Here is a 24644-nt window from a genome sequence, read left to right as displayed (position 1 = left end):
ATGAACGATCCTGAAGCAGCTTCGTTTCATTGTCATTCAACATAGGCAAGGATTCATGAAATTCAATATGTTTTCTGAAATCTTGCGGTAACTGAACGGTTAAACGCGTATAAAGAGCTAAAGTTTCTCTATTTTTTACATAGTTATCCATAGTTATTACAAAATTGAAACCAAAGTAGCAGAGGAAATGACCGGGAACCCAAGCAACTGCACGCTTTGTCAAAAAAAGTCATCGACCTAAAATAAGAAAAGAGTCCCGCAGCAGGACCCTCTCTGTTCTTTCATATTCTGTTTGCACTATTAATCAGGTGAAAATAACTATCTTTATGTTACTTTCCACCTGCCCGCCGCTTGCCGAAGTGAACCCGACATGCAACACTCCCCCGCTGATCTCCCGCACTTCAGCACGGCCCTGCAAGAAAAAGGAAGAAGGGACCACCCCAGGCGCTTGGCCATACAGAGTGATCCCTTCCTAATAACTTCTTTGTCATTCAAGAACAGCCTGGCTAGGGCAGGATGTCCGGTTACAGCTTCACGATCGAGCCGGTTTCCTGGGATTTGAATGCACCCAGAATCACGTTCAGGGAACGCAGACCCTCTTCACCAGAGATGCTCGGCGGCGTTTGAGTCACGATGCAGCGGACAAACTCATCAATGACACCGCTTGGCACTTGCTTCTCATTCGTTGCCATCTCTCCGACCTTGTAGGTTTCCACGGTACCATTCGTCAGCTCTACAATAACCTCGTCGCCTTGAACCGTACCAATCTTGATTACGCCATGCTCACACCAAAGCACCGTACCGTTGTCTCCGCCCTTGTAGTGCGTCCAGCTCGCCATCAGCGTGCCAATCGCTCCGCTCTTCATGCGGACAATGCAGGTGGCGTTATCGTCTACATCGGTATCCTTCTTGTCAATCGTGCTGATAAAGCCCGCCACTTCCACCACTTCGTCATTCAGCAGGTAGCGGATAAAGTCTGATTTATGCACGCCGAGGTCGCCCATGGCTCCCATCAGCGCTTCTTCCTTGCGGAAGAACCAGCTGTCGCGACCGTCCAGGCTCCATGACTCTGGCCCAGGATGTCCGAAGGATGTGCGGAACGTCAGCACTCTGCCCAATCGACCGGATTCCAGAATTTCTTTGGCTTTCACATGCGGAGGCATCAGGCGCTGGTTATGACCTACCATCAGATACACCTGGTTCTTCGCGGCCGCCTCGATCATCTGTTGGCCTTCCTCTGCATTGACAGCCATCGGCTTCTCAACAAGAACGTGCAGGCCAGCATTGGCAGCTGCAATGCTCATTGGAGCATGAAGATAGTTCGGCGAGCATACACTGACCGCGTCCAGCTTCTCATTCTTGAGCAGCTCTTCATAATCTGTGTATGCCGTTCCGCCATACTGTGCAGCCATTTCCTCGGCTCTTTCCTTCACAGGATCTGCAAAAGCCACCAGTTCTACGTCTCCATTCGCGGCGTACTCCGGAATATGTCTGCGCTGGGCAATCGCACCGCATCCAAATACTGCTACTTTAATTTTGCTCATCGTATTAGGATTCTCCTTTATCTGCTGTATTTAAAGTTCATGTCCTGCCTTATCGGATTCTATCATACACAAATAGCAAGGCTGAAGAACATATCCTAAATGCTTGAAACATGAACAATCTGCTTGAGTTTTGAAATCGCCCTATACCTCCATTTCTAAAGATTTATTTCAAATTACCCTAGAAGAGGCATAAAGCATTTGCTTTTACAATGGGTCTAGCTTGATCCATAGCTATCATTAACCGATATTGGAGGCTTGAACATGACATTTTCCGAACAATGGCTGCTGGCCAAAACCTTTTTGCAAACCCCGTTACAGATTGGAAGCATCACCCCCAGCTCAACCCATCTGGCTAAGGTGATGACCGCTGCCGCCCCTTGGCCGCAAATATCCAGCGTCGCTGAGCTGCGAGCACATCTTGAGCATCATTTCCCCCAGCTTCCCGTCTACGAGGATGCCCTTGAGCTTCAGCAAACGATCCGGCGGGAAGGCTTGCCGCATGTGGATTGTGTCATAAGCGGCCTGCCCTTCTTTAACTTTACCGAGTCCCTGAGAAGCTCGCTCCTTGATGGGATCCATAAATCCCTGGCGCCCGGAGGATATTTTATCGCCTTTCAATATTCCCTGCAGATGAAGAAGATATTAGAGTCCAAATTCGAGCTGATTTCGATTCGCCTGGCTCCCTTTAACGTCCCTCCAGCCTTTGTTTATGTTTGCAGAAAAAAGGAGTCTGTACATCTACAGTGAGGACCGCATGTTTAATTCAGCGGCAGGCATATACTATAATTCACATATACCTAAATAAAAAAAAGGCAGGAATCAAATATGAACCGCATCCCCGTCGTATTAATTGCCGATGACGATCCCGAGATCAGAGACGTGCTTCACATTTATTTGAGCATTTTGCATAATTTTATTTTCAACGCAAAGACAGCAGGCTTCACTCGGATCAAAGCGGATCCGGTGGCTTCATTCTAAAAATGGACAGACCTGCAGAGTTTGCTGTTCACATTTTTAAAGCTGCTGTTTTGTTCTTCTTACCTGCTACAGTAAGCGCAGAGACTAGCAGCACAATCGCATTGAGACACTGGTAAGTCGTCACTTTTGAATCCCCCGAACATGCAATCTGTCTGCGGTAAGGTGGGTTTTCATTCTGGAGTTACATTGTTCCACGATGGTCCGTTCGTTGTAAAGTTCCTTCCAACGCTTGGTATCTCGGTGTGGACTGCTGTACCGTCTCAGGTCGTCTTTTACATCGATCTTTACGACCATACCGTAATTGGAAGAGGAGCAAGCAGTCATCCCGAGCGGACAATCGACTTTACCGGTGGCATGTGGGCAGCGAAATTTTAAAACATCGCCACTAGCACCCCAATATGTCATTGCAAACCCCATGGAGCAGCATGGAGTTCCGTTTGTCGATATGCCAGCAGGGGGTTCTTTTTCTCCCCGTGGATTAAGAGGCACAATCGCTTGCGCCTTCACGTTCCGTGCAGCTTCGTACACCTTCTTTTGGTCGTAGCCCGCATCAAGCATAAAGAATTTCACGTCGTTTTCGGCCGTTACGGTATTGATTAATCTGGAGCCATCTCCCCGTCATTGACATCGGCAGGCGTGACTTCAAGAGCAAGCGGAAGTTCACTTTGCGTATCCACAGCCAAATGGAGCTTGTAACCGAACCAAGTGACCTTGTTGCCAAATGAGTCGAACTTCGCTCCCCAGTTGGCATGGCCCGTTTGCTCGCTCTTACTTTCAGGGTTCTTTTTCTCGTAAGCTTGAATCGCAGCGCTGTCGATCGCGACGTGACTGCCATCAATGACGCCTTCTTGCCTACAACGATTTACCAAGTCGTCGAACAGCTGTTTAGCCAGGTTTTTCTTCGTCAGATCTGCAAAAACTCGGCTAAGTGTGGCGATAGATGGTGCATCACGGTCGAGCGGAAGTCCGCATTGATAGCGAAACCGAAGATCGGTGCCCAGCCGATGATGCAGGCCGGTAAAGGTCTGAATACGTTCAAGAGGAGCAGCCAAAAGTGCACGTAAAATGCCTTCTCTGCAATGGCCACCAGAACATCGGGGTGAACGACTTCTCAGTTCTTTCGCGTACGGACGAAGATCTAAGACATTGAAAAAGATAGGCAATCGATCTTTCGAATGAATTTTTATCAGATCTTCAAAGGAAAACAGACTTTCTTGGAGAATATACAAAGTGACTTCCTCCATTCTTGGGGTTTTTGGTTTGGTCACCGAAAAACTTCGCCAAGTTGGGGTGAAGTCCCTTTTTTATGTCTGGAAATCCTTTTGGTTCAAGGGCTCAGATTAATGCAAAATGCTCGAATAAATCTAAGTGCTATATATAGATGATTTATGAAAATGATATTTTTACAATAAAAAACCAATTTTTCCGTAACTTTTAAAAGAACTCTGCGTCTAATATTTAAATGGGTATTTATGCCAAATAAATATCCATACAATTCTATTAGGAGGGGTTTTTTATGAAGTTCAAAGTTCTAAGTTCATTTTTATCGGCATCAATGTTTTTAAGTGTAATCCCTGTTTTTTCAGAGACAACAACATTTGCAGAAGAGACACCAGAGAAGGTTGAATCTGTAAACATTCAGGCCTTAGAGGCTTATCACGAATTTAAAGTCACGCCAGACAAAATGATATATAGTGAAGAAATGGCTGCAATCAAACCTGCATCAGAAGAAGAGATACAAGCCAGAATAGATAGGCTCGCGGAAGAATTCAATTCAAAACTTTCAGCAAAGGATCAACAAAAAGGCCAAGACTTATATAGATCTTATACTAAGATATATGGAAATTCGATCAAATCACAATCTGTAGTAGATTACGATAAGTTCTATAATGAATTGAGAAAGGCAAATTATATAGAAACCATATTAGATCTTAATGAAGGACTGACAGAGTTTCAAATTGCTAAGATTGGAATTACACATGCTAATAAAGCTAGAGACCTAGCATTAAATAAATATCCTGCTTCGAATTCATGTCATGCTAAGAGACGGCTATCGGCATTTTGGTTGGAACTACTTATCCACTAGAGATGTGGGTGCTATTCCTACCCGTATAGCTACGAATAATCACGAATGGGGATTAACCCTATTAAATCCTGTTTTGAATTACTATGATCAGAGAGTAGCTTATCACACAAACAAAGGTTCCTCAGCTATTGCATTCAATGCATTCAATGATACAACAATCTGGATTCCATTTTTAAAGCAAAATTTGATGTTTTTATGTGAGGATAGTTATAGTTTCTTTAAGGGATTTTTTTCTGTTGCAAATATAATGGATTTTCATAACAATGTATATGGTAGAGCCTATGCCTCCACCCACCCGACTAGCTTAGATTCAGCCTACAACGCTGCAAGAGTAAATCTAGATATTGTCTTAAGCGAAGCCTCAGTAAAAGACTTTAACTACCAACTGGTTTACAACAATAACTGGTACAATTATTAAGTAAATAGTAATCTTAAGAGTACCTTTGAGGGTACTCTTTCTTTACTGTACTTGCTCAAAATCAATTCCATGAAATGTAAACAGAGACATACTTAACTCTCAAGCGTAAAATAGAAGTACCACCAACTACCTACGCAGGAGAGAAAAGATATGTCTCATACGAATACGTTATCACAGCATGGCCATTGGAACAACTATTTTAAGCAGTGGAAGCTCCCCCTTTATTTCACTAAACCAGCGCTTCGTCACATTCATCATTTTGTGGATGGCATGCTTTCAGCGGGGTTCACTGGAACCTTGACCGACATTCATCGGGAAAGTTTACACGAACGAGACCGCAGAACGTTGAGCCATTTTTTGTCTCACGGCAAAGGGAACAGGTCTTTTCTCCAGCGTATTACTCAACGTGTTGCTTTTCAAGAAATCAACAAGACTGCTAGGCAAGACCAGAGTCCCATTTTTGTCATCCTGGACGATACCTTGTGTGAGAAAACGAAGCCTTCGTCACAGGCTGTGGACACCATACAAGGAGCTTCGTTCCAGTATTCTCATCTTAAAGGCGGAAATGTTTATGGCCATACGGTGGTTCAAGCGCTACTTCGTACAGGCGATAAGGTATATCCATTTGCTTTGGAACGTTACGATCCTGAAGGAAAGAGCAAAATTGATCTGGCCTGCGACATCATCCAATCTGTTCCGACGTCGAATCAGCCGACCTACGTGCTGATGGATTCTTGGTATCCGTCGTCTTCGGTGCTTCAATGCAGCGTAAAACAGGGCTTTCATGTCATTAGTGGTTTAAAAACCAATCGCATCTTCTATCCTCAAGGTATTCGGCAGTCGCTCAAAAATTTTGCTTCCTATATCTCGAAATCGGATACTGATCTAGTGACCATCGGCTCCTCCGCTTATCGTGTGTATCGTTATGAAGGGAAGTTAAACTTAATAGAGAATGCTGTGCTGCTACTATGTTGGGAAGAAAGTGATGAACTGGATCCTAAACGAATGAAGGCATTTTAAGCACGGATGTCGCACTGACAAACGAAGAAATTCTAGGCTATTACAGCAAGCGCTGGACCATTGAAACCTATTTCCGAACCGCAAAGTTCAACTGTCGATGGATCGCTACCAAGTTCGTTCCACCGAAGCGATGGATCGTTATCTGACGTTACTCATGTTCGCTTCGATGTGCTGCATCTATGCTGGGCAGACGAGTTTAATCCATGGCATACAACGCTATCGCTCACAAAAAAGGCAGAGCATAATAGAGTATATTTACTACCAAACTCAAGCCGGGGCTACCTTAGCTCAAATTAAAACGGAGCTCAGAGCTGCATAGGGATCCTGTCGGATCTTTAAACTTACAAATTATTGAAGTTGTTATTGGCAAGTACAGTTTCTTTATTGATTATGTATAATGGTTATATAAGGAGGTGTGAGATTGAAAAGTGTATTGAAAGTTTGGATTATTATTACTTTCTTGATCTCAATTTTTAGTATTGCAATTTTCTGGCCAAGATATGTGGACAATGAATTTCCTTTATTTTCTGATATTATGATGATATTGGTGTTTTTACCGAGTTTCTTTATTTTGTTTTTTTCAATTTTTTCGTTTATAATTAATCAGTGGTTCATAAAAAAAACAGGTTTAAAGTTATGCACAAGTGCAGTATTGTATTCTATGTCATATTACTCGTTATATGTCATTTTTGATGATATCTGGAGTGTTAATATGAGATTCATGCTAATTTCTCTAACTTCATTGGCTGGTCTCATTCATTACATGATCACATATGGATTGATGTTTAAAGGCATCAAAAATAGCTAATCAGATGTACCTCTTCCGTTAAGATAGAGGATTGGATTTGCTATATGGTATTGTGACAACTTTCTCTTGTAAAAACTATAATCATCTTGCCCAACTAAGAACAGATGGCCGAGACCTATGAAAAGACGATTAAAGTATTTACCAGTTTAAACTCCTATATAATAATCTCACCTGCTGCAGGACTAGCATCAATGCTAACGATATCACCTTGAACCAATTCAGTGATTACATCCATAGAAGCTCGTGTTGTTTTTCGAATAAGAATTCGACTCCACACCTCCATCAATAATAAAATATTGACCTATTAAGGCTAAAGCAATGTCATTAAGCTAAGTAGAACAAAAATAGAGATCTGAGACGGCATAGGAAAAATTCCTGTGCCGTTTGTTTTTTGTGATATCAAGAAAAAGTGTACAGCACAAAGCTAGTATGAGCATTTTGCATAATTTTATTTTCAACGCAAAGACAGCAGGCTTCACTCGGATCAAAGCGGATCCGGTGGCTTCATTCTAAAAATGGACAGACCTGCAGAGTTTGCTGTTCACATTTTTAAAGCTGCTGTTTTGTTCTTCTTACCTGCTACAGTAAGCGCAGAGACTAGCAGCACAATCGCATTGAGACACTGGTAAGTCGTCACTTTTGAATCCCCCGAACATGCAATCTGTCTGCGGTAAGGTGGGTTTTCATTCTGGAGTTACATTGTTCCACGATGGTCCGTTCGTTGTAAAGTTCCTTCCAACGCTTGGTATCTCGGTGTGGACTGCTGTACCGTCTCAGGTCGTCTTTTACATCGATCTTTACGACCATACCGTAATTGGAAGAGGAGCAAGCAGTCATCCCGAGCGGACAATCGACTTTACCGGTGGCATGTGGGCAGCGAAATTTTAAAACATCGCCACTAGCACCCCAATATGTCATTGCAAACCCCATGGAGCAGCATGGAGTTCCGTTTGTCGATATGCCAGCAGGGGGTTCTTTTTCTCCCCGTGGATTAAGAGGCACAATCGCTTGCGCCTTCACGTTCCGTGCAGCTTCGTACACCTTCTTTTGGTCGTAGCCCGCATCAAGCATAAAGAATTTCACGTCGTTTTCGGCCGTTACGGTATTGATTAATCTGGAGCCATCTCCCCGTCATTGACATCGGCAGGCGTGACTTCAAGAGCAAGCGGAAGTTCACTTTGCGTATCCACAGCCAAATGGAGCTTGTAACCGAACCAAGTGACCTTGTTGCCAAATGAGTCGAACTTCGCTCCCCAGTTGGCATGGCCCGTTTGCTCGCTCTTACTTTCAGGGTTCTTTTTCTCGTAAGCTTGAATCGCAGCGCTGTCGATCGCGACGTGACTGCCATCAATGACGCCTTCTTGCCTACAACGATTTACCAAGTCGTCGAACAGCTGTTTAGCCAGGTTTTTCTTCGTCAGATCTGCAAAACCATTTGGGGGCTAAATAGGTATGACGGGATACCTCTGCTCATTGCTTAACGTATCTCGTTCGGGGTATTACAGCTACTTACAAGCTGCAGATTCACGCTTAGAGCGGATTCGTTCGGATGCTGAGGCTGGGGAGCTGATTAAGAAGGCTTTCGAACGAAGGGGTTACAAAAAGGGCTCACGCTCCATTAAGATGATTCTTGAGCACGAGTTTGGTGTCATCTATAACCTAAAGAAAATCCGTAGACTGATGAAGAAATTTAACATCGTATGTACGCACAGAAAACCCAACCCTTATAAACGCATGACCAAAGCTACGCTGGAACACCGAACCTTACCGAATCCCCTACAGAGGGACTTCAAGAAGGGCATACCAGGTCTGGCCCTGCTTACGGATATCACGTACCTTCCATACGGCCGCTCCGAGATGGCCTATTTGTCGACCATACTGGATGCCTCAACGGGTGAGATCCTCTCTCACAACATATCCAATCGGCTGACATTAGACATCGCCACGGATACTGTTGACGTTCTCAAGAAACAGAAACGTCTAAAGCTTCAAAAGAATGCTTTCATCCACTCGGATCAAGGCAGCCATTATACCAGTCCCATCTATCAGGAGTTGCTAAAAAAGAATGGGTTAGGCCAGTCAATGTCCAGACGCGGGAACTGTTGGGACAATGTTCCCCAAGAATCGTTCTTCGGCCACATGAAGGACCATGTCGATCATCGTAGTTGCCGTTCCCTTCAAGAGCTAAAGCAAGAAATGAATCGTTACATCCGCTATTACAACAACCACAGATATCAATGGGGATTAAAAAAGATGACCCCTGTTCAATACAGGAATCATCTATTGTCCGCCTCGTAAATCTTCAATACCACTCTTTCTTTAAGTGTCCTTGGCATGGGGTCCAGATTACGCAGACCTGAGTCTTTGATCTTTTGGATTTCTTAGCTCAATCTATGCTGCCGTCGCCTTAGACCGTTGGGGCTGCCGGATACAGATCGAAGTCCTTGAGCGTTTCTCCTGTGCGTGCCGCCTGGAATATCGCGTCAATCAAATGAAGCACCCGAAGCACCTCTTCATTCTTGACAATCGGCTCGGCCTTGCCTTCAATCACCTCTGCAAAGTTATCGAAGAAGCTGCACGGCATATGAAACGCCTCCGGCAGTGTACCGGTAATGGTCGCCTCTTCCGATGGCGGCGCCATCGTCTTGGTCAGGCCCACCCCGGCCTGAATCGGCTTCGGCTCCACATGGGCCATGTCCGGATTACGCGTAACTGTCCGGCCCTGCAGAGACCAGTCCTCGATCACGCCAGTGCCCTCGGTGCCCTTGACATACCAGCGAGGGAGTGTAATAAAATTGGTCGTTCCCACTTCGACAACCGCGGAAATCCCATTCTCGAACTCCAGCATCGCTTCAAAACCATCGTCGACACCATTGCCAAGAATAAAGCTCAAACGGCTGCTCAAACGGAGAATCCGGCTGTCGATCATATATAGAAGCTGGTCTAGCAAATGGACGCCCCAGTCCAGCAGCATGCCACCGCCAAACTCCTCCAAATGCCTCCAGTCACCCGGGATACCGTTCGCACCGTGAACACGGGATTCAATACGGAACAGCTCTCCAATCGTGTTCTCGCGGTACATCTGCGTTACCACCCGAAAATCCTCGTCCCAGCGACGATTCTGATGCACCATAAGGGTCCGGCCTGCCTCTTTGGCGGCAGTCACCATAATGTGGAAATCTTCAACCGACAGCGTCACCGGCTTCTCACAGATGACATGCTTGCCGGCCTGGAAGGCTTGCACCGCCAGCTCCTTGTGCACATCATTCGGGGTTGCGATCAGTATGACCTCCACCGCCGCATCCTGCAGCACCGCTTCATAGGAATCGTAGGCTGGGTAGCCATCCTCCCGCGAAGCCTCGCGGCGTCCTTCCAGCAGATCGAAGGTGCCCGTCACTTCCAGCTTCGGGTGTCCCTGAATCAGCTTCGCATGATAGCTCCCCATGCCTCCGTATCCCACAATAACGACAGCGTGCTTGCTCGCAGTCATATACATACAGCTCCTTTAATTCATCTATGGTGCGCAGCGCGCAACCAAGTTAGTCTTGGTTCATATATACCGCTTTGCCCGTACGGGACGATTCGTAAATGGCCTCCAGAATTTCGGATACTACGCAGGCCTGCTCTGGTGTAACGACCGGCTCAAGATCCTGATCTACCGCCTCGATCCACTTTCTCATTTCCACATCGGCGTCACCTTCGGCAGTTCCGGCGTAGAATGCAACTCCGCCTGCCTTCAGGTCCACTTCATTCGTGTAGAGACGGCTATACTTCTCGCCATTAATACGCAGGCCGCCCTTCATGTCTGCACCCGCTTCCGTACCGCTCAGGCTGCATTTCGCTTCATCCACCTCGAGAGTATTCAGCGCCCAGCTCGCTTCCAGCGTAACGGTCGCGCCGTTCTCCATCACAATCATACCAAATGCGGAGTCCTCAACGTTAAACTTCTCCGGGTCCCATGGGCCCCAGGCATTGGCGGCATTTTCTTTTTTGCCCAGTTCATGATACTTCGTACCCAGAACCACCTTCGGCTTGTAGTTATCCATCATCCACAGCGTCAGGTCCAGTGCATGGGTGCCGATGTCAATCAACGGGCCTCCACCTTGCTTCTCCTCATCGAGGAACACACCCCAGGTTGGTACGGCGCGGCGGCGGACCGCATGAGCTTTGGCATAATAAATAAGACCCAGCTCGCCCTCTTCACACATCTTCTTCAGGTACAGGCTGTCCGGTCTGTAACGGTTGTTGTAGCCCACGGTCAGCTTCTTGCCGGTACGCTTGGCTGCTTCGACCATTCTGCGTGCATCCGCTGCGGTTTTGGCCATCGGCTTCTCGCACATCACATGCTTGCCGGCCTCCAGAGAAGCAATGGAAATTTCCGCATGGGAATCATTCGGCGTCAGCACATGAATAATGTCCAGGCTGGCATCCTTCAGCAGTTCCTGATAGTCGCTGTAAACCTTGGCTGAAGCAGTACCATACTTCGCAGCAGCTTCCTCGGCCCGGCTCTCCACGATGTCGCAAAAAGCAACCAGCTCGACTTGATCCAGCTTGCTAAGACTCGGCAGGTGCTTGCCGTTGGCGATTCCGCCGCATCCAATAATACCAATACGATATACTTTACTCATCTTAATCTACCTCGCTTTATAGGGATTGGGCTTGCTGACGCCGGTAAGCGCCGGGAGTCATCCCGAAGCGCTTCCGAAACACGGCATGCAAATACGTTGCGTTTGTGAACCCGGCCAGGACCGCAATTTGTTCGATCGGCATCTGGCCTTCTTGCAGCCGCTGGCATACTTCCTCCAGCCGAATCTCCTCCAGCACCTTGCTGAATGAGCGGCTTGGATCTATCTGCCTGAACACACGCTGCAGCTGCCGTGGACTGATGTTCAGCTTCTCGGCGACATTGTCCAGCGTCAGGCTGGCGGCATAATTAGCTTTCATGTAATGGACTGCATATTCATAACGATGGGACAGCATGTCCCTCACGGGAGCCTCCACCCGAATGCCCTCGGTATCATAAGCCCGCACAGTACGGAGCAGAATGCTGATTACCTGCTGCTTGATGGAGGTGTAATACCCGGTCGGCTTGCTGTCGCACACCCGGTAGGCCTCCAGGAAGCAGGGCATGGCAAAATCGGTATCATAAGCTGGCTTCAAGGGCAGCTCCTTCAGCTTCTGGATACACTCCTCCGCTTCTGCCGCTTCCCAGGGATCTTCATTCGGCGAGGGCCGGGCCGTAATCGCCACATGCAGGCAGAGCTCATTCATGCCTTCCCTTTCGTCCGACTCCTGGTAGTGCATTACGCCGGGACCTGTCAGGTACATCATGCCTTCGGATAACGGATACATCCGATCCTCCAGAATGACCTTTCCTTTGCCCCGCGGGACGTAGTGGAATTCGAATTCGGCATGGTTATGAAAATCAATGATTCTGCCCGGAGGAAAGGCTGTCAAATGAAACCGCAGCACATGGATTTCATATTGTCCCCACTGAATACGGATATCCAGCCTCTCCAGCATATCCTGCTTCTCAAACATCACGCCAAAGGGAAAGCCTCCTGCCGGCTTCTGCGTCTCCACGAAGCCCTAAGACTTCAGCTCGCCAGGCGCAACCGTGCGCCGTTCGCGGACCGATCGGTTGGAGGCTTCCATCAGCGCTGTCAGCTCTACCGCTGTTCTTACATTATCCGTCGCTTCTGTGTCGTTCTGCACATGTCCAACCCATTGGTGGAATGCACTTTCCCTATTGTCCGGAATAGCGACTTCCTTCCACTCCCTGTACTCGCTGTTCAGCTGGCTCCGCAGCAGCAGCCGGGCTTCCGGCGTACCGTACATCAGGGTGCCCTCTGTTCCATGCACTTCAATCGCGAACGGAGAATGGCTGTTTACAAAGCCGGCCTCTACGACTCCAACCGCTCCCGAAGCAGTCTGAAGGGTGACGACAGCATTATCCTCGACCTCCCGGCCGGTGACATAACCAAAGGACGCATTCACTCCCGTAATATCCTGGCCGAGAAACAGCCGGGTCAAATACATCGGGTGACAGCCCAGATCGATCAAAGCACCGCCGCCGCACTGCTCTGCGGAGTAGAAATGCTCCGGCAGCCATCCTGCCGTGGCTCCATTATGGGACAGGCGCGTTCTGACATACGTGATCTTGCCCAGCAGTCCCTGGTTCAAAATATCCTGCACCGCCAGTGTATACCCATCATTCAGGCGCGGAAGCGACACGGTCAGCTTCACACCCTGACGTTCACATTCAGAGACAATTTCATGAACCTCGGCGAGCGTCGGCGCGATGACCTTCTCTGTAAAAATATGCTTGCCCGCCCGGGCTGCCGCCAGCATCACCTCACGGTGCATATTCGTAGGCGCATCCACAATCACGCCTTCAATGTCTTCCAAAGCCAGCAGCTCTTCCAAATGCTCGTAAAAGGGAACGCCCAGCTGCTCTGCAGCTTGGCGGCCGCGACTCGGCTCTTCATCCCATACCGCTGCAATTTCAGTATCCGGGTGCTCCTGCGCCTGCTTGGTGTAATCCCAGGCATGCACGTGCCAATAGCTGATTTTTCCGATTTTCATCGTCAATGACGTAACCTCCATCACTATAATTTCCTGACAACCACTACCTAAAGGTATCACATCATTCACCGTTTTTTAAGTAGAACTATGCGACATCGACTATACAATATTACGACATGAATGAATGTTATACATGAAACGGAGCAAAAAAACAGTGAAAGCCTTTCACTCCTCATTTTTCTGAGCCTCAGTCCTTAATAGCAAGAAGGCCGCCCCAGCACCTCGTGCCGGAACAGCCTCTCTATAGTTATAGGATTACTTTGCCTCAATCGGCTTTTTCCACAGACTCAGCACCAATGCAGAGATTACCGAGCCGATGACAACCGCCAGCAGGAACAGCAGCGCATGGTTCGCGAGCGCAGCGACGAAAATGCCGCCATGTGGTGCCGGAACATTAATGCTCCACAGCTGGGTCAGGCCGCCGGCAACCGCCGAGCCGAGTATGCAGGAGGTGAGCACCCGCAGCGGATCTGCCGCCGCAAATGGGATAGCACCTTCGGTAATGAAGGATAAGCCCATCACGTAGTTGGTCACCCCGGACTTGCGCTCCTGCTCGGTATATTTCTTTTTGAAAAAAGTGGTTGACAGCGCGATCGCCAGAGGAGGGACCATGCCGCCCGCCATCACCGCCGCCATCCAGGCGCCGTCTGTATTGCCGCTCGAGGTAAAGACCCCGATCGCAAAGGTATATGCCGCTTTGTTAAATGGCCCACCCATGTCAATCGCCATCATGCCGCCCAGCACCAGACCCAGGATAATCGCGTTACCGGTGCCCAGATTGTTCAGAAAATCAATCAGTCCCGTGTTGATCCAGCTGAAGAACGGTCCAAATAGATAGTACATGATCGTGCCCGTAATCAGCAGTCCCAGCACAGGATACAGTAGGATCGGCTTCAAGCCCTCCAGCGCTTTTGGCAGCCCCTTCAGACCCCGGCGCAGGAAGAGCACGACATAACCGGCCAGAAAGCCTGCCGCCAAACCGCCGAGAAATCCGGAGTTGGCATTCAGGGCCAGGAAACCGCCGACCATACCCGGCATCAGAGCAGGACGATCACCAATACTGAGCGCGATAAATCCGGCGAGCACAGGAATGAGGAAGTGAAAGGCTCCTCCGCCGCCGCCGATGGTTTGCAGGAGCTGGACAATGGGATGCTCTGTGCCAGCCAGCTGCTCGAACAGGAAGGAAATGGCGAGCAGAATGCCCCCGCCAACCACGAAAGGAAGCATATGAGAGATGCCGTTCATCAGATCCTTATAGATCTTACTGCCGATGCCTCTGCCGCCGCCCTTCACGTTTTCCTGCTGCGCATCCGAGCCAGAACGGGAAGCCCCTGCAGCTACGCCTTCGCTGCGATAAATCGGTGCATCACCAGCGACAGCCTTGGTGATCAGCTCCTCGGATTTCCGGATGCCGTCACTGACAGGTCGCTGAAGCACAGGCTTGCCATTGAAGCGGGCCATATCTACATTCTTGTCAGCAGCGACAATAACCCCGGCCGCCCGGTGGATTTCCTCCTCCGTCAGAACCTGATTGGCCCCTTCCGAGCCGTTCGTTTCTACCCGAATGTCAACGCCCATTCTTTGAGCGGTCTTCTTCAGTGCATCCTCTGCCATAAAGGTATGAGCTATGCCGGTCGGACAGGCGGTAACCGCTACAACGAACGGCTTCTCCCCACTGCTGGACGCTGCAGCCGGTGAAGGGTCATGCTGCTGCGCCGCCTTCACCGGCTTGGCAGCTTCTTTTCTGCGCTTCTGCTCTTCTTCCTCGTCTTGTCTCACATCAAACAAGGCGGTGACCTTCTCCGGGGTTTCCGTATCCATCAGCTTCTGGATGAAATCGGCATCAATCAGCAGACGGGACAGCGCCGCAAGCGTCTTCATATGCATGCTGCCAGCGCCTTCAGGTGCCGCGATCATAAAGAACAGATACGCCGGCTCGCCATCCAGCGATTCAAAATCCACACCCTTGCGGCTCTTGGCAAACACGACGGTCGGCTCCTTGACGGCCGAGGTTTTGGCGTGCGGCATCCCGATACCTCCGCCAATGCCCGTGCTGGATTCACCCTCACGCTTCCAGATCATTTCCTTAAACAGCACGGGATCATGGATCCGGCCGCTAGCGGCAAGACTATTAATCATTTCATCTATAGCAGCGTCCTTGGTCACGGCCTGCAAATCCATGATCATCGTTTCCTTGATCATCAAATCTGTAATTCTCATTGTCGTCACTCCTTAAGGATTATGATTACAGCTCTTGAAGCTGTACTTTGGCATATAGTTGCTGAATGTGCTCCTGATCAGCCAGGTCATCTGCAAATGCCGTAGCACTGCCGCAGGCCGTACCCATCTTGAACGCTTCCACCGCATTTCCTGTTCGCGCATACGTGCCCACAAAGCCGCCGATCATGGAATCTCCGGCACCGACGGAATTTTTCACCTGTCCGGGAGGGACGCTGGCATGGTACACCTGCTCTTCACGAAGCAGCAGCGCTCCTTCTCCAGCCATAGATATCAACACATGCTGTGCGCCCAGGCCAAGCAGCCGTCTTCCATAGCTAATCAGCTCATCTCGGGTACGAATCTCGGTCTGAAACAGCTCTGCGAGCTCGTGATGGTTTGGCTTGATGACCAGCGGCCTGGAGGGCAGCGCCTCAAGCAGTGCCGCGCCCGTCGTATCGATGACGAATTCTGCGCCCTGCTCCTTGCAAATCTGGATGCATCGGTTGTAATACCCCTCGCCCAGCGAAGGAGGAACGCTGCCGGACAGAACTACAATGTCTCCCTGCCGGAGGCTGGCTGCCAGCCTTGTCAACAGCTCTTCTGCTTCAGCAGGCTCAATGACCGGCCCCTGACTGTTAATCTCTGTTTCTGCGCCGTGCTTCAGCTTGATGTTGATCCGGGTATCCTTACGAATATGAATGAAATTGGACTCCATACGATGCTCCTTCAGCCGTTCCTCTATAAATTGTCCGGTGAATCCGCCTACAAAGCCCATAGCGACATTGTCCGCTTCAAGCTCATTCAAAATTCGGGACACGTTAATCCCCTTGCCGCCGGGATATTTCATATCCCGCTTCATTCGGTTCAACCCGCCAAGTGCAAGCTCCTCCAGCTCTACCACATAGTCAATAGAAGGGTTTAGCGTGATTGTATATATCATTGTGATCCCTCGATTATTTTAGTTTTGTTGGCGAAGGACTCGCGCCAGGCCTCTGGCATCCGGTCCGTAATCAGTGCCGCCTCCTGCACCTCCAGCACCTTGGCAAAAGACACCTCTCCAAACTTGCTGGCATCGGCCAGCACATAGCTTGCACTCGACAGCTGATGTGCCCGGCGTTTAATCAGCGCCTCCTCCGGATCGGGCGTCGTGTATCCCATTTGAACATCGGCCCCGTTCGTGCCCAGAAAGCAGCGGTCAAAGCGAAAATGCTCCATGTTTTGAAGCGCAATGCTGCCAATGACTGCCCGGGTCCTTGTTTTCATTTTTCCCCCGAGTAAATAACTGTCGATCTGCTGGTCAGCCAAAGCCTCGATATGGGACAGACCGTTGGTAACCACCGTGACCCCGCGCGCGGAGATCAACGGAATCATCGCCAGCGTCGTCGTTCCGGCATCAATGTAAATATATTCCCCATCCTTCACTTGCATCGCCGCAAGGGAAGCAATCTTACTCTTCTCATGAATGTTTCTGGATGATTTCTCCTCCAGACCCTGCTCCGGAAGCTTATGTCCTGGAAGAGAAGCTCCACCATGAATCCGCTTCAGCAGCCCGCGCTCCTCCAGATCCACCAAATCGCGGCGAATCGTAGATTCCGAAGCCTCCAGCAAAGTGACAAGCTCTTGGAGCTTTACGACTCCGCTCTCTTGTAAGCGCTGTATTATTATTCGATATCGTTCTTCGGTCAGCATCTTTCATCGCCTCCACTGTTATTCTACCACAAATTCATTCAAAAACAATCACAAATATTCATTTTCATTCAAAAGCATCCGCTCATAACGCGGACATAAAATCCTGCACGATTAACTCTAAAGAGCTATAGCTTCCTTTCAAGAGCTCCCTTATCATGGATCATTGTAACTACGATGTGTACGAACTTATAAAGGAGCTAACCCCATGAAACGAATGGAATATAACAACCCGTCCTCCTCCTCTTCACCTGCTTCTAAAACCGTTGCCTCTTCCGCTGCCAAGCGGACGCCTTATTTGTACCAGGCGGTCTGGAGATGGCATTTTTACGCCGGCATTCTTATCGCTCCGTTTCTCGTCATTCTCGCATTTAGCGGAGCTGTATACTTGTTCAAGCCCCAGATTGAAGGCTATCTATACAGGGACCTGCTTCAGATTCAGCAGCCTGCGTCCCCAAGGCTTTCTGCGGATGAGCTGCTGGACTACGTGAAGCGGGAGTATCCCGGCACCGCCATAACCTCGTTCACCTTTTCTGATGACAGCAAAGCCGCTGTCAAGATGAGCGCAATCCGCAGCGGTACGATGTCCACGATGTATGCCAATCCATACACAGCCGAGATTACCGGCATTCTGGACAATGACAAGACCTTCACCAGCTACTTCAAAAAACTGCACAGCCAGCTTCTCATCGGCGGCACCTGGGCAAACCGGCTGGTCGAGCTCGCCGCCTGCTGGGCCGTAATCCTGGTCATTACCGGTTTGTATTTATGGTGGCCGCGAAGCAAATCAGCCGTGTGGGGCACCCTTCTTCCGAGACTGAGCAAGCCGGGAAGCCGCAGGTTTTGGCGTGATCTTCACGCTGTGCCCGCCTTTTGGCTCTCGATATGTATGCTGATCCTGATAGCAACCGGCCTTCCCTGGTCCGGCGTGCTGGGCGGTCAAATCAGCAAGCTTGCGAATGCGACTCATACCAGCTATCCTCCCTATGCCTTCAGCTTTATGGGGAAGCCGGAATCGGTCACAGTTACAAAAGAGATTGCCGAGCATGTTCCCTGGGCCACAGAGAACTTGCCCGTTCCTGCATCAGCGGCGGGCCGCTACCTTCCGCTGGCGTTACAGGAGGTGCGTGACATCGCAGACAAGCAGCGTATCGAGCTGCCGTATACGATTTCTCTCCCTCAAGGCGAGACTGGTGTCTATACGATATCCTCTGCCCACACCAGGCCCGTGCATAATGCCACCCTGCATATAGATCAATACAGTGGTGCGGTGCTGACGGATGTTCGGTTTGCGGATTACGGAATTCTGGGCAAGGCCATTACGCTCGGCATCGCCTTGCATGAGGGCCGGTTGTTCGGCTGGGTGAACCAGCTGCTCGGCCTTATAACCTGCATCGGAATTGTACTGATTGCTGTCAGCTCTTACGTCATGTGGCGTAAACGCAAGCCGCAGGGCAGGCTTGGGGCACCGGGCAGGCCGGAGGACCGCCGAACAACCCGGGTCCTGCTGCTGATCATGATGCTTCTGGGCCTCCTGATGCCGCTCGTCGGACTTTCTCTGATCATCGTCCTGCTTCTGGATCTGCTCATCATTCGGCGCATTCCTTCATTAAAGCACTGGTTCTCAGCTTAAACGAATAACTTAAAAAGGAGATTTCTATGAAATTGTCATTATTGCCTCATCCCTCGCTGTGGTTCAAGACCGCTGCGCTTCCCTTGCTGCTTATCCTGCTGCTAAGCGGATGCACCGTCAGCCCCTCTGCGGGTGCGGGCGGCCTGCTTCCACATCTCAATGCAGACCTGCAGCTGCCGGCGGAGCTGGTTCAGGGCCAGGACCATTCTTTTGAAGTAAAGGTTGAAGCCGGGGGCGCCCCCCTGCCAGGTGCTCTGGTCACCTTTGAGTTCTGGCTAGAGGACGAGCCGGACTCGATCCTTTCCATTCCAGCAGTTTCCGCCGATGCCGGACGATATACCGTTTCCTTTAATCCGGACCGTGATGGCTTGTATCAGGTACGCTCCCGAATATCCTCCGGTTCGCTGGAGTCTACCCTGACGCAGCGCTTTGCGATCGGGGAAGCCGCAGTCACCCGGCTGATTCAGCTGGAGCAGGATACTGCCGCCCCCGTAATAGAAAACTCTGCTGGCGGCCATCATCATTAGGCTGTGATTAGGCAGAATTCCCACTTGCATAGAGAACCTATGTTCGGTATATAATATGTACAAATCGTGCAGAACGGACAGGAGGGGATAAGGAGATGAAGCAGTCACCGCTGCAGACGCAGGAAGAGCTGCTGCTGGTCAAGGAATCTGCTGTCTTGCCTGTCTTGCTGGACGTTCTGGAACGGGATCTTGCCGGCATGGAGGGCTCTGGCCTGACCAAGCTGTACGTGCAGCGCGTGAAGGAGATTCAGAGCTCGATCATGACACGCTTGAGCCTGCTCAAGCACGAGAGCCGCTCCCGCAGCATTGCAATTATTCACACTCGACGGCGGGAGCACTCCCTTCACGTTTCTTATCTTTGCCGGGGATACCGTCATCAGATGGAGCTGCAGTGGGACTTCGTCAAGGCCGATCTCGAACGGCGCCTGGCAGGAGTGCTCCTCATCAATTTGGAGGAGGACTCCCGCGAACCTGTACACAACACACCTGCTGCTGAAAGGCTCAATAAACCAACATAGCGCAGCCTTCCCGAAGGAAGCTGCGCTGCAGGTTATAGCTTTATCGAATTGCCGGTGTGAGCCGAGCGTAGAGCCGCATCGGTGATGGCCATGGTTTTCAAGGCGTCTTCATACGAAGACAAGATCCGCGAAGCATCGCCTGTTCGTACGGCATGAATAAAGGCATCATTCTCACGTTCGTACGGATTGCCTGTGTTAGGATACTCCACCCACTCTCCCAGCTCTCGCACTCGAAGCTGATTGTGCTGCAGCTCCAGGCTGCCCTGCTCCGTATAGATCGTCAGGCCCACACGCTCTGTCTCCGGCAGGATACAGGTGTTGGAGATTGTCGCAACCGCGCCGCTGCGCAGCTTCATGGTTACAGTGCCTACATCATGCACCGTTACATCCTCATACTGCTCCTGTATCGCCCGCTGGGCAAACGCAGCATACACTTCGTCCACCTCTCCCATGAGGCAGCGCAGCAGATCCACAATATGTGTCGTCTGCTCTATGAACTGTCCTCCCGAGCCATCCTGCTTTCTCCACCAATATACCTGCGGCATATCGCCCATCCAGTAGCCCAGCGCCATGCCGGCTTTCCGGTGCCGAAGCAGCTCCGCTGCCCGTGCTGCTGCATCCGTGTACCGGAAATGATATCCCACAGAAGTGATTAATCCTGTCTGGCTTACCTCGTGCGCAATCTGGCGCGGCGTTTCCAGCTCTGCAGCGAGCGGCTTCTCAACCAGGAACGGAATACCACGGCGGATGAGCTGATGCTCAATGTCCCCATGGGCAAACGGCGGCACACAAATATATACGGCATCCGGCTTTACAGCATCGAGCATCTGCTCTACATGATCATAAGCTGCGGCGGATGCATATCGGCCGGCGGCTTTCTCCGCTTTCTCCATACTGGTGCCTACGAACGCCGCTACCTCCACCCCGTCCATCCGGGTCAAAATATCTCCGTGTGTTTTACTAAACCAGCCGGTACCAATGATTGCTGTTTTTAAAGTCATAGCTGCCTCCTTTAGCTGCTGTCGATGATTGCGTCACATTTAAACATTTCTCTCCCTCATTATATAGCCCCATCCATTTCATAGACTATTAAAAGTTGTATTTATCAGGATTCCACAAATAGTCCATATAATTATATCTTCCAATAGGCTCAAAGGACTTTAAATCCTCATCAAACTCAAAAACCATAATTTCGCCTTTTAAGCCGGAATTCAGGCTTGTATCCACCACAGCGATTCTGTTCTCAGCCAGCTGCACGACGGCCTCACTTCCCTCATGCCCCTGAACCGTATAATTCGAATGACTCGGAGCTGACGGGTACGGCTTAAATGCAATCACAATCAGACACAATAAAATCCCTTTTAAAACTCTCGAGCTGCTTTTGTGCTCCATCGTCCTGCCTCCCATTCCCCTTTTTCAAAGCTTATATATGTATAACACTGCTCCTCTAGGGAAGTTTGGTTTTTTGTGGCTGGATGGATTGAAGTTTACCAGGACGATCGCTGAAGCTGGTCAAAAAAATGAGCCGTCCGTCTCATCATTTCCGAAGGGAGCTGTTTGGAGTGACTCCACTGTTTAGGAGACTGGCCATACATGCGCTTGAATTCCCGGCTAAACTGCGAGGAACTGACATACCCTACCTCCATAGCAGCATCGTTGACATTCATCCCTCCAGCCATCTTCATAGCCGCATGGTTTAGACGCATAGACTTCACAAACTGGATGGGCGACCTCGTATGAGGTAGATTTATCTCTCCAGCTGCAGGGTTGAGCACACTTGTTGGATAACCTCCAGTTTTATCTGCATCAGGATCTCCACCTTGAGCCCCCCTTTACTCTCTTACATTAATTACAACGTATTTCAGAAAAAAAGTTATGTCTTTTTTGGAAATTATCATCTTCAACAGATGACCCTTTGCGGCAATCGGTACGAGATCTCGTCCATGGCTCGGGACAAGATCTTGTATGGGTAAAACAAAAAAAAGCCGCTAATAGCGACTTTCAAAGGGACCAAGTTCTTGTCCCCCGACAACAAGCCGCAATCGCGGCTTCATCTTCTCTACCTTCCTCTTCTTCTCTTCTCAATTCTCGAAATTGCGCCTGGTACATCATGTTCACTTTTACAATACATTTAATTTAACCGGAACATGTTCTTGTCGCTTGAATTATTATGTTTTGTTTTTACCTTAATTTGTAGAATTCGCTTAAGTTATCTTGTGTAAGATATACCTCTTTGCCGTTTTCATTAACAATATAAATCTTGTCAGGGGGATCATTAAGACTCTTTCCAGTAATAAATAACTGGTGGCCTCCTTCAATTTTATACTTTCTTATATATATGCCTGATCCGATATCCTCAAAAGAATATTTCTTTAAATCATCCCAATTCAATGCCACGCCCTTTTCCGATAAGCTACTCCATTCATCTAATGGAATAGTTCCATTTGTTTCTGCATCTTTCACATTCTGGCATGCTGAACAAATAATTAGAACAAAAAATAATGTGATTGAAAACTTAAAGTTTTTAAACATCAATACACCTCTTTTTCGAATTTTATATAAAAATCGGGGAAGTATATGATACCATAATTTAGTAATTAATACTAATATTAATTAATCATTAAATTCTATTATTATTTAATATATATTAGGATATTTATTAATTTATTGTGGTAATTTTGTAGAGATAATAGTAATATATGTATATAAAATTACAAAAAATAGAATTTAAGGAGGTAAAAGGGGATCTGGGTTTTTATAAATCATTAGGAGGATTCAGAATGAAAAAATTGTTGTCTTTTTTCACAATGGTAATAATGGTCTTTTTGCTTACAACACCTGTACTTGCAAGCAATGATACAAACGAAAGTAACACACAAAGTGTTTCAAGCAATCAATTAGAATTAACGAATGACCCTTTAGCATCTTTTAACCCCGATCCAAAAAAATGGCTAGAATGGTTTAACAGCTTGCCGGAGGAAGTACAGTTAACTGTAAATTATAGACCTCCAGGTTTTACAAATAAATCAACTACAGGAATCAATGAAATCCCAATTTCTGAAACACAATACAGTCAAAGTTCCACTGCAGCGAAAGAAGATTCGAAAAAGTCTACAGGGTTGCAATTAATGGAAACAATGGTCACTGGTGGATACGAACATCCTTACAATCCTAGTGCATGGGCATCATTAACTGACAAGGCCAATTGCTATGCCTACATGTTAAACATATCTACTTAGGGCTTGCTGAACGATTCTTTATCCAATCTTCAGAGCTAGGCGTCCACGAGACTGCATCGTGAAAATGAGGAAAAAAAGAACGCGGAGCCTACGCTCCAAGTTCATCACCGGAAGCTGTAGCGTAATCACCGATTCACTTGTCTTTGCAAGGCGTGCGCGAATACAGCCAAGCCCATACTTGCGCTTGCCTTCTCCAAACTTGCCTTCAATCGCGTTTCGTTCGCCGGTGTCCTGTTTGAGAACTTGCTTTTCTTCGCTTGTCGGTCCATTTTTCGGCTTGCGCCCCAATGCTGGTCCACGGAGTCGGATTCCATGTTGCTTGCAGAAGCTCCGGTTTTCGCGCGTGCGATAGATTTGATCGGCTTGGACGACAGCCGGATAGAATCCCATACGCTTGCGGTACTTCTCGATCACGTCAATAAGCGTCGTGCTCTCGTTGAAGTTATCCCAGGACAGCCGATCCAGGAACGCATAGCCTTTGGTCATGCTTACTGCGATCTTGGCTCCGAACTCGACGCGTGCCTTGGCTTTCCCTCGCACAATCGGCCGGATATGCGGCTGATGAATGCTGACGATCCGATCTTCCATCTGGTGAGAACGTGCATTGTACATGTGTAACTGCTGACAGTAAAGTTCATGAATGACCAGCAAGTCTCGGTAGGCTTTGCGGCTAAGCAGCGTGAGCTCCTGCACCTCGGCTTGTTCGGCGATGATGGCAAGGTTCCGTCCAACGTAACCGAGCTGAAGTCTGATGGCTTTGCGAATCACTTTCGGTCCCGGCCTGCGTTGCTTGGAGACGGCAAGAAATGGTTTGCGCGCCTTTTCCCGGTACGTACGTGGTTTCGCCGTTTGTCCGATGAACGGTTCATGCAACGTATCGATGATCGCTTCGAGCTTCTCCCGCGCTTCATTCAGCAGGTTCAGATCTGTGGGATATGCTACATCCGCTGACGCGCAAGTGGCATCTACCAGCATGGTCCCTTGATTTTGCAAAGCTGTCGCTTCTGATGCTGTCGATACCAGATGCGCTTCAGAAACAGACGTTGTCGCTTCAGGACTCTCTGGCATTGCGGCCGTCTGGGGTGGTCCTGCTTTTGACGATTCATCCGACGCCTCCACAAACATCGTTTGCTGTTCGGCTTGAACGGCAGGGACTTCCTTCTTCGAGCGCTTTACTTTTCCTTGACCACCGCCGCTTGCGTCATTGCTGTCATCATCGTCTTTTGTTTCCTTCGCGCCCGTGGAGGCGACGAGCTCGTTCAGTTCAGCCAGCACTTCCGTCAAGCGCTTTCGGAAATGCGTCATTATGGAATGATGGAACGGCTGCTTCATCGCGAATCCGGGCAGACCGATGAAGTATTGCATATAGGGATTTTCATGGG

At 49.0% G+C, this 24644-nt stretch carries 22 protein-coding genes and 3 pseudogenes; 10 read left to right on the top strand and 15 right to left on the bottom strand.

Going from position 1 to position 24644, the window contains the following annotated elements; all coding sequences use genetic code 11:
* Positions 1-524: 524 nt before the first annotated feature.
* The gene (locus E6C60_RS08395; RefSeq protein WP_138225442.1) at positions 525-1544 is read right to left on the bottom strand and encodes a Gfo/Idh/MocA family protein; all 1020 of its coding nucleotides are present in this window, start codon (positions 1542-1544) and stop codon (positions 525-527) included.
* Between the two features lie 261 nt (positions 1545-1805).
* Between E6C60_RS08395 and E6C60_RS08390 the strand changes: the two genes are divergently transcribed.
* Positions 1806-2291 (top strand): class I SAM-dependent methyltransferase, encoded by a 486-nt coding sequence (locus E6C60_RS08390; RefSeq protein ID WP_138225441.1) that lies wholly within the window; start codon positions 1806-1808, stop codon positions 2289-2291.
* Between the two features lie 78 nt (positions 2292-2369).
* Positions 2370-2522 carry a hypothetical protein gene (locus E6C60_RS20900; protein WP_175415250.1) on the top strand — a complete coding sequence of 51 codons (153 nt, stop codon included), beginning with the start codon at positions 2370-2372 and terminating at the stop codon, positions 2520-2522.
* Between the two features lie 28 nt (positions 2523-2550).
* On the opposite strand, the pseudogene E6C60_RS08385 reads toward E6C60_RS20900, so the two are convergent.
* Positions 2551-3751 (bottom strand): annotated as a pseudogene (locus E6C60_RS08385) (transposase).
* Positions 3752-4038: 287 nt separating this feature from the next.
* On the opposite strand from E6C60_RS08385, the gene E6C60_RS08380 reads away from it, so the two are divergent.
* The 3 genes from E6C60_RS08380 (at position 4039) to E6C60_RS08370 (ending at position 6046) form a co-directional block, all read left to right on the top strand.
* On the top strand, positions 4039-4608 hold the full coding sequence (locus E6C60_RS08380) for a hypothetical protein (protein WP_138225440.1): 570 nt from the start codon (positions 4039-4041) through the stop codon (positions 4606-4608).
* Entirely contained in the window at positions 4559-5026 is a 468-nt protein-coding gene (locus E6C60_RS08375; RefSeq protein WP_138225439.1) for a hypothetical protein, read from the top strand. Before E6C60_RS08380 ends, E6C60_RS08375 begins: the two co-directional genes overlap by 50 nt.
* Before the next feature lie 150 nt (positions 5027-5176).
* Positions 5177-6046 (top strand): transposase, encoded by an 870-nt coding sequence (locus E6C60_RS08370; protein ID WP_138225438.1) that lies wholly within the window; start codon positions 5177-5179, stop codon positions 6044-6046.
* Between the two features lie 1349 nt (positions 6047-7395).
* On the opposite strand, the pseudogene E6C60_RS08365 reads toward E6C60_RS08370, so the two are convergent.
* Positions 7396-8284: pseudogene (locus tag E6C60_RS08365) on the bottom strand (transposase); the annotation flags it as partial.
* Positions 8285-8306: 22 nt separating this feature from the next.
* On the opposite strand from E6C60_RS08365, the gene E6C60_RS08360 reads away from it, so the two are divergent.
* Positions 8307-9152: an IS3 family transposase gene (locus E6C60_RS08360; protein WP_233281177.1), complete on the top strand. Its 846-nt coding sequence runs from the start codon at positions 8307-8309 to the stop codon at positions 9150-9152.
* Between the two features lie 109 nt (positions 9153-9261).
* On the opposite strand, the gene E6C60_RS08355 is transcribed toward E6C60_RS08360, so the two are convergent.
* The 7 genes from E6C60_RS08355 to E6C60_RS08325 all read right to left on the bottom strand — a co-directional run bounded on the left by E6C60_RS08355 (position 9262) and on the right by E6C60_RS08325 (position 17348).
* Positions 9262-10350, bottom strand: a complete 1089-nt coding sequence (locus tag E6C60_RS08355; protein WP_138225437.1) for a Gfo/Idh/MocA family protein — start codon at positions 10348-10350, stop codon at positions 9262-9264.
* A 43-nt stretch (positions 10351-10393) separates the two neighbouring features.
* Positions 10394-11482 carry a Gfo/Idh/MocA family protein gene (locus tag E6C60_RS08350; RefSeq protein ID WP_138225436.1) on the bottom strand — a complete coding sequence of 363 codons (1089 nt, stop codon included), beginning with the start codon at positions 11480-11482 and terminating at the stop codon, positions 10394-10396.
* A 16-nt stretch (positions 11483-11498) separates the two neighbouring features.
* Entirely contained in the window at positions 11499-12437 is a 939-nt protein-coding gene (locus E6C60_RS08345; protein ID WP_325053196.1) for a helix-turn-helix domain-containing protein, read from the bottom strand.
* Positions 12438-12443: 6 nt separating this feature from the next.
* Positions 12444-13439: a Gfo/Idh/MocA family protein gene (locus E6C60_RS08340; protein ID WP_138227689.1), complete on the bottom strand. Its 996-nt coding sequence runs from the start codon at positions 13437-13439 to the stop codon at positions 12444-12446.
* 255 nt (positions 13440-13694) lie between these two features.
* Positions 13695-15659 carry a PTS fructose transporter subunit IIABC gene (locus E6C60_RS08335; RefSeq protein WP_138225435.1) on the bottom strand — a complete coding sequence of 655 codons (1965 nt, stop codon included), beginning with the start codon at positions 15657-15659 and terminating at the stop codon, positions 13695-13697.
* 25 nt (positions 15660-15684) lie between these two features.
* On the bottom strand, positions 15685-16599 hold the full coding sequence (gene pfkB, locus E6C60_RS08330) for a 1-phosphofructokinase (protein WP_138225434.1): 915 nt from the start codon (positions 16597-16599) through the stop codon (positions 15685-15687).
* Complete coding sequence (locus tag E6C60_RS08325) at positions 16596-17348, bottom strand: DeoR/GlpR family DNA-binding transcription regulator (protein ID WP_138225433.1); 753 nt, start codon at positions 17346-17348, stop codon at positions 16596-16598. The genes pfkB and E6C60_RS08325 overlap by 4 nt, the downstream gene beginning before the upstream one ends.
* A gap of 214 nt (positions 17349-17562) precedes the next feature.
* Here E6C60_RS08325 and E6C60_RS08320 point away from each other — a divergent pair, with 214 nt between their 5' ends.
* From E6C60_RS08320 to E6C60_RS08310, 3 genes are all read left to right on the top strand, one after another.
* Positions 17563-18978, top strand: coding sequence for a PepSY-associated TM helix domain-containing protein (locus E6C60_RS08320; RefSeq protein WP_138227688.1), 1416 nt, complete (start codon positions 17563-17565; stop codon positions 18976-18978).
* Positions 18979-19004: 26 nt separating this feature from the next.
* Positions 19005-19505 carry a FixH family protein gene (locus E6C60_RS08315; RefSeq protein WP_138225432.1) on the top strand — a complete coding sequence of 167 codons (501 nt, stop codon included), beginning with the start codon at positions 19005-19007 and terminating at the stop codon, positions 19503-19505.
* 95 nt (positions 19506-19600) lie between these two features.
* Positions 19601-20023, top strand: a complete 423-nt coding sequence (locus E6C60_RS08310; RefSeq protein ID WP_175415248.1) for a YhjD family protein — start codon at positions 19601-19603, stop codon at positions 20021-20023.
* A 32-nt stretch (positions 20024-20055) separates the two neighbouring features.
* Here E6C60_RS08310 and E6C60_RS08305 read toward each other — a convergent pair whose 3' ends face one another.
* The 4 genes from E6C60_RS08305 to E6C60_RS08290 form a co-directional block, all read right to left on the bottom strand.
* Entirely contained in the window at positions 20056-21024 is a 969-nt protein-coding gene (locus E6C60_RS08305; RefSeq protein WP_138225431.1) for a Gfo/Idh/MocA family protein, read from the bottom strand.
* Between the two features lie 88 nt (positions 21025-21112).
* The gene (locus E6C60_RS08300; RefSeq protein ID WP_138225430.1) at positions 21113-21415 is read right to left on the bottom strand and encodes a hypothetical protein; all 303 of its coding nucleotides are present in this window, start codon (positions 21413-21415) and stop codon (positions 21113-21115) included.
* Positions 21416-21510: 95 nt separating this feature from the next.
* Entirely contained in the window at positions 21511-21798 is a 288-nt protein-coding gene (locus E6C60_RS08295) for a helix-turn-helix domain-containing protein (RefSeq protein ID WP_407669139.1), read from the bottom strand.
* A 406-nt stretch (positions 21799-22204) separates the two neighbouring features.
* The gene (locus E6C60_RS08290) at positions 22205-22555 is read right to left on the bottom strand and encodes a hypothetical protein (RefSeq protein WP_138225429.1); all 351 of its coding nucleotides are present in this window, start codon (positions 22553-22555) and stop codon (positions 22205-22207) included.
* A gap of 248 nt (positions 22556-22803) precedes the next feature.
* Between E6C60_RS08290 and E6C60_RS08285 the strand changes: the two genes are divergently transcribed.
* Positions 22804-23262, top strand: coding sequence for a hypothetical protein (locus E6C60_RS08285; protein ID WP_138225428.1), 459 nt, complete (start codon positions 22804-22806; stop codon positions 23260-23262).
* 18 nt (positions 23263-23280) lie between these two features.
* Here the strand turns inward: E6C60_RS08285 and E6C60_RS08280 are convergent.
* A pseudogene (locus E6C60_RS08280) lies at positions 23281-24639 on the bottom strand (transposase); the annotation flags it as partial.
* Positions 24640-24644: the final 5 nt, after the last annotated feature.

Origin of the sequence: Paenibacillus algicola (genome assembly GCF_005577435.1) — a bacterium.
Taxonomy (GTDB): domain Bacteria; phylum Bacillota; class Bacilli; order Paenibacillales; family Paenibacillaceae; genus Paenibacillus_AQ; species Paenibacillus_AQ algicola.
Note: the sequence above shows the minus strand (reverse complement) of the source record. Positions and strands in the feature narration are given on the sequence as shown.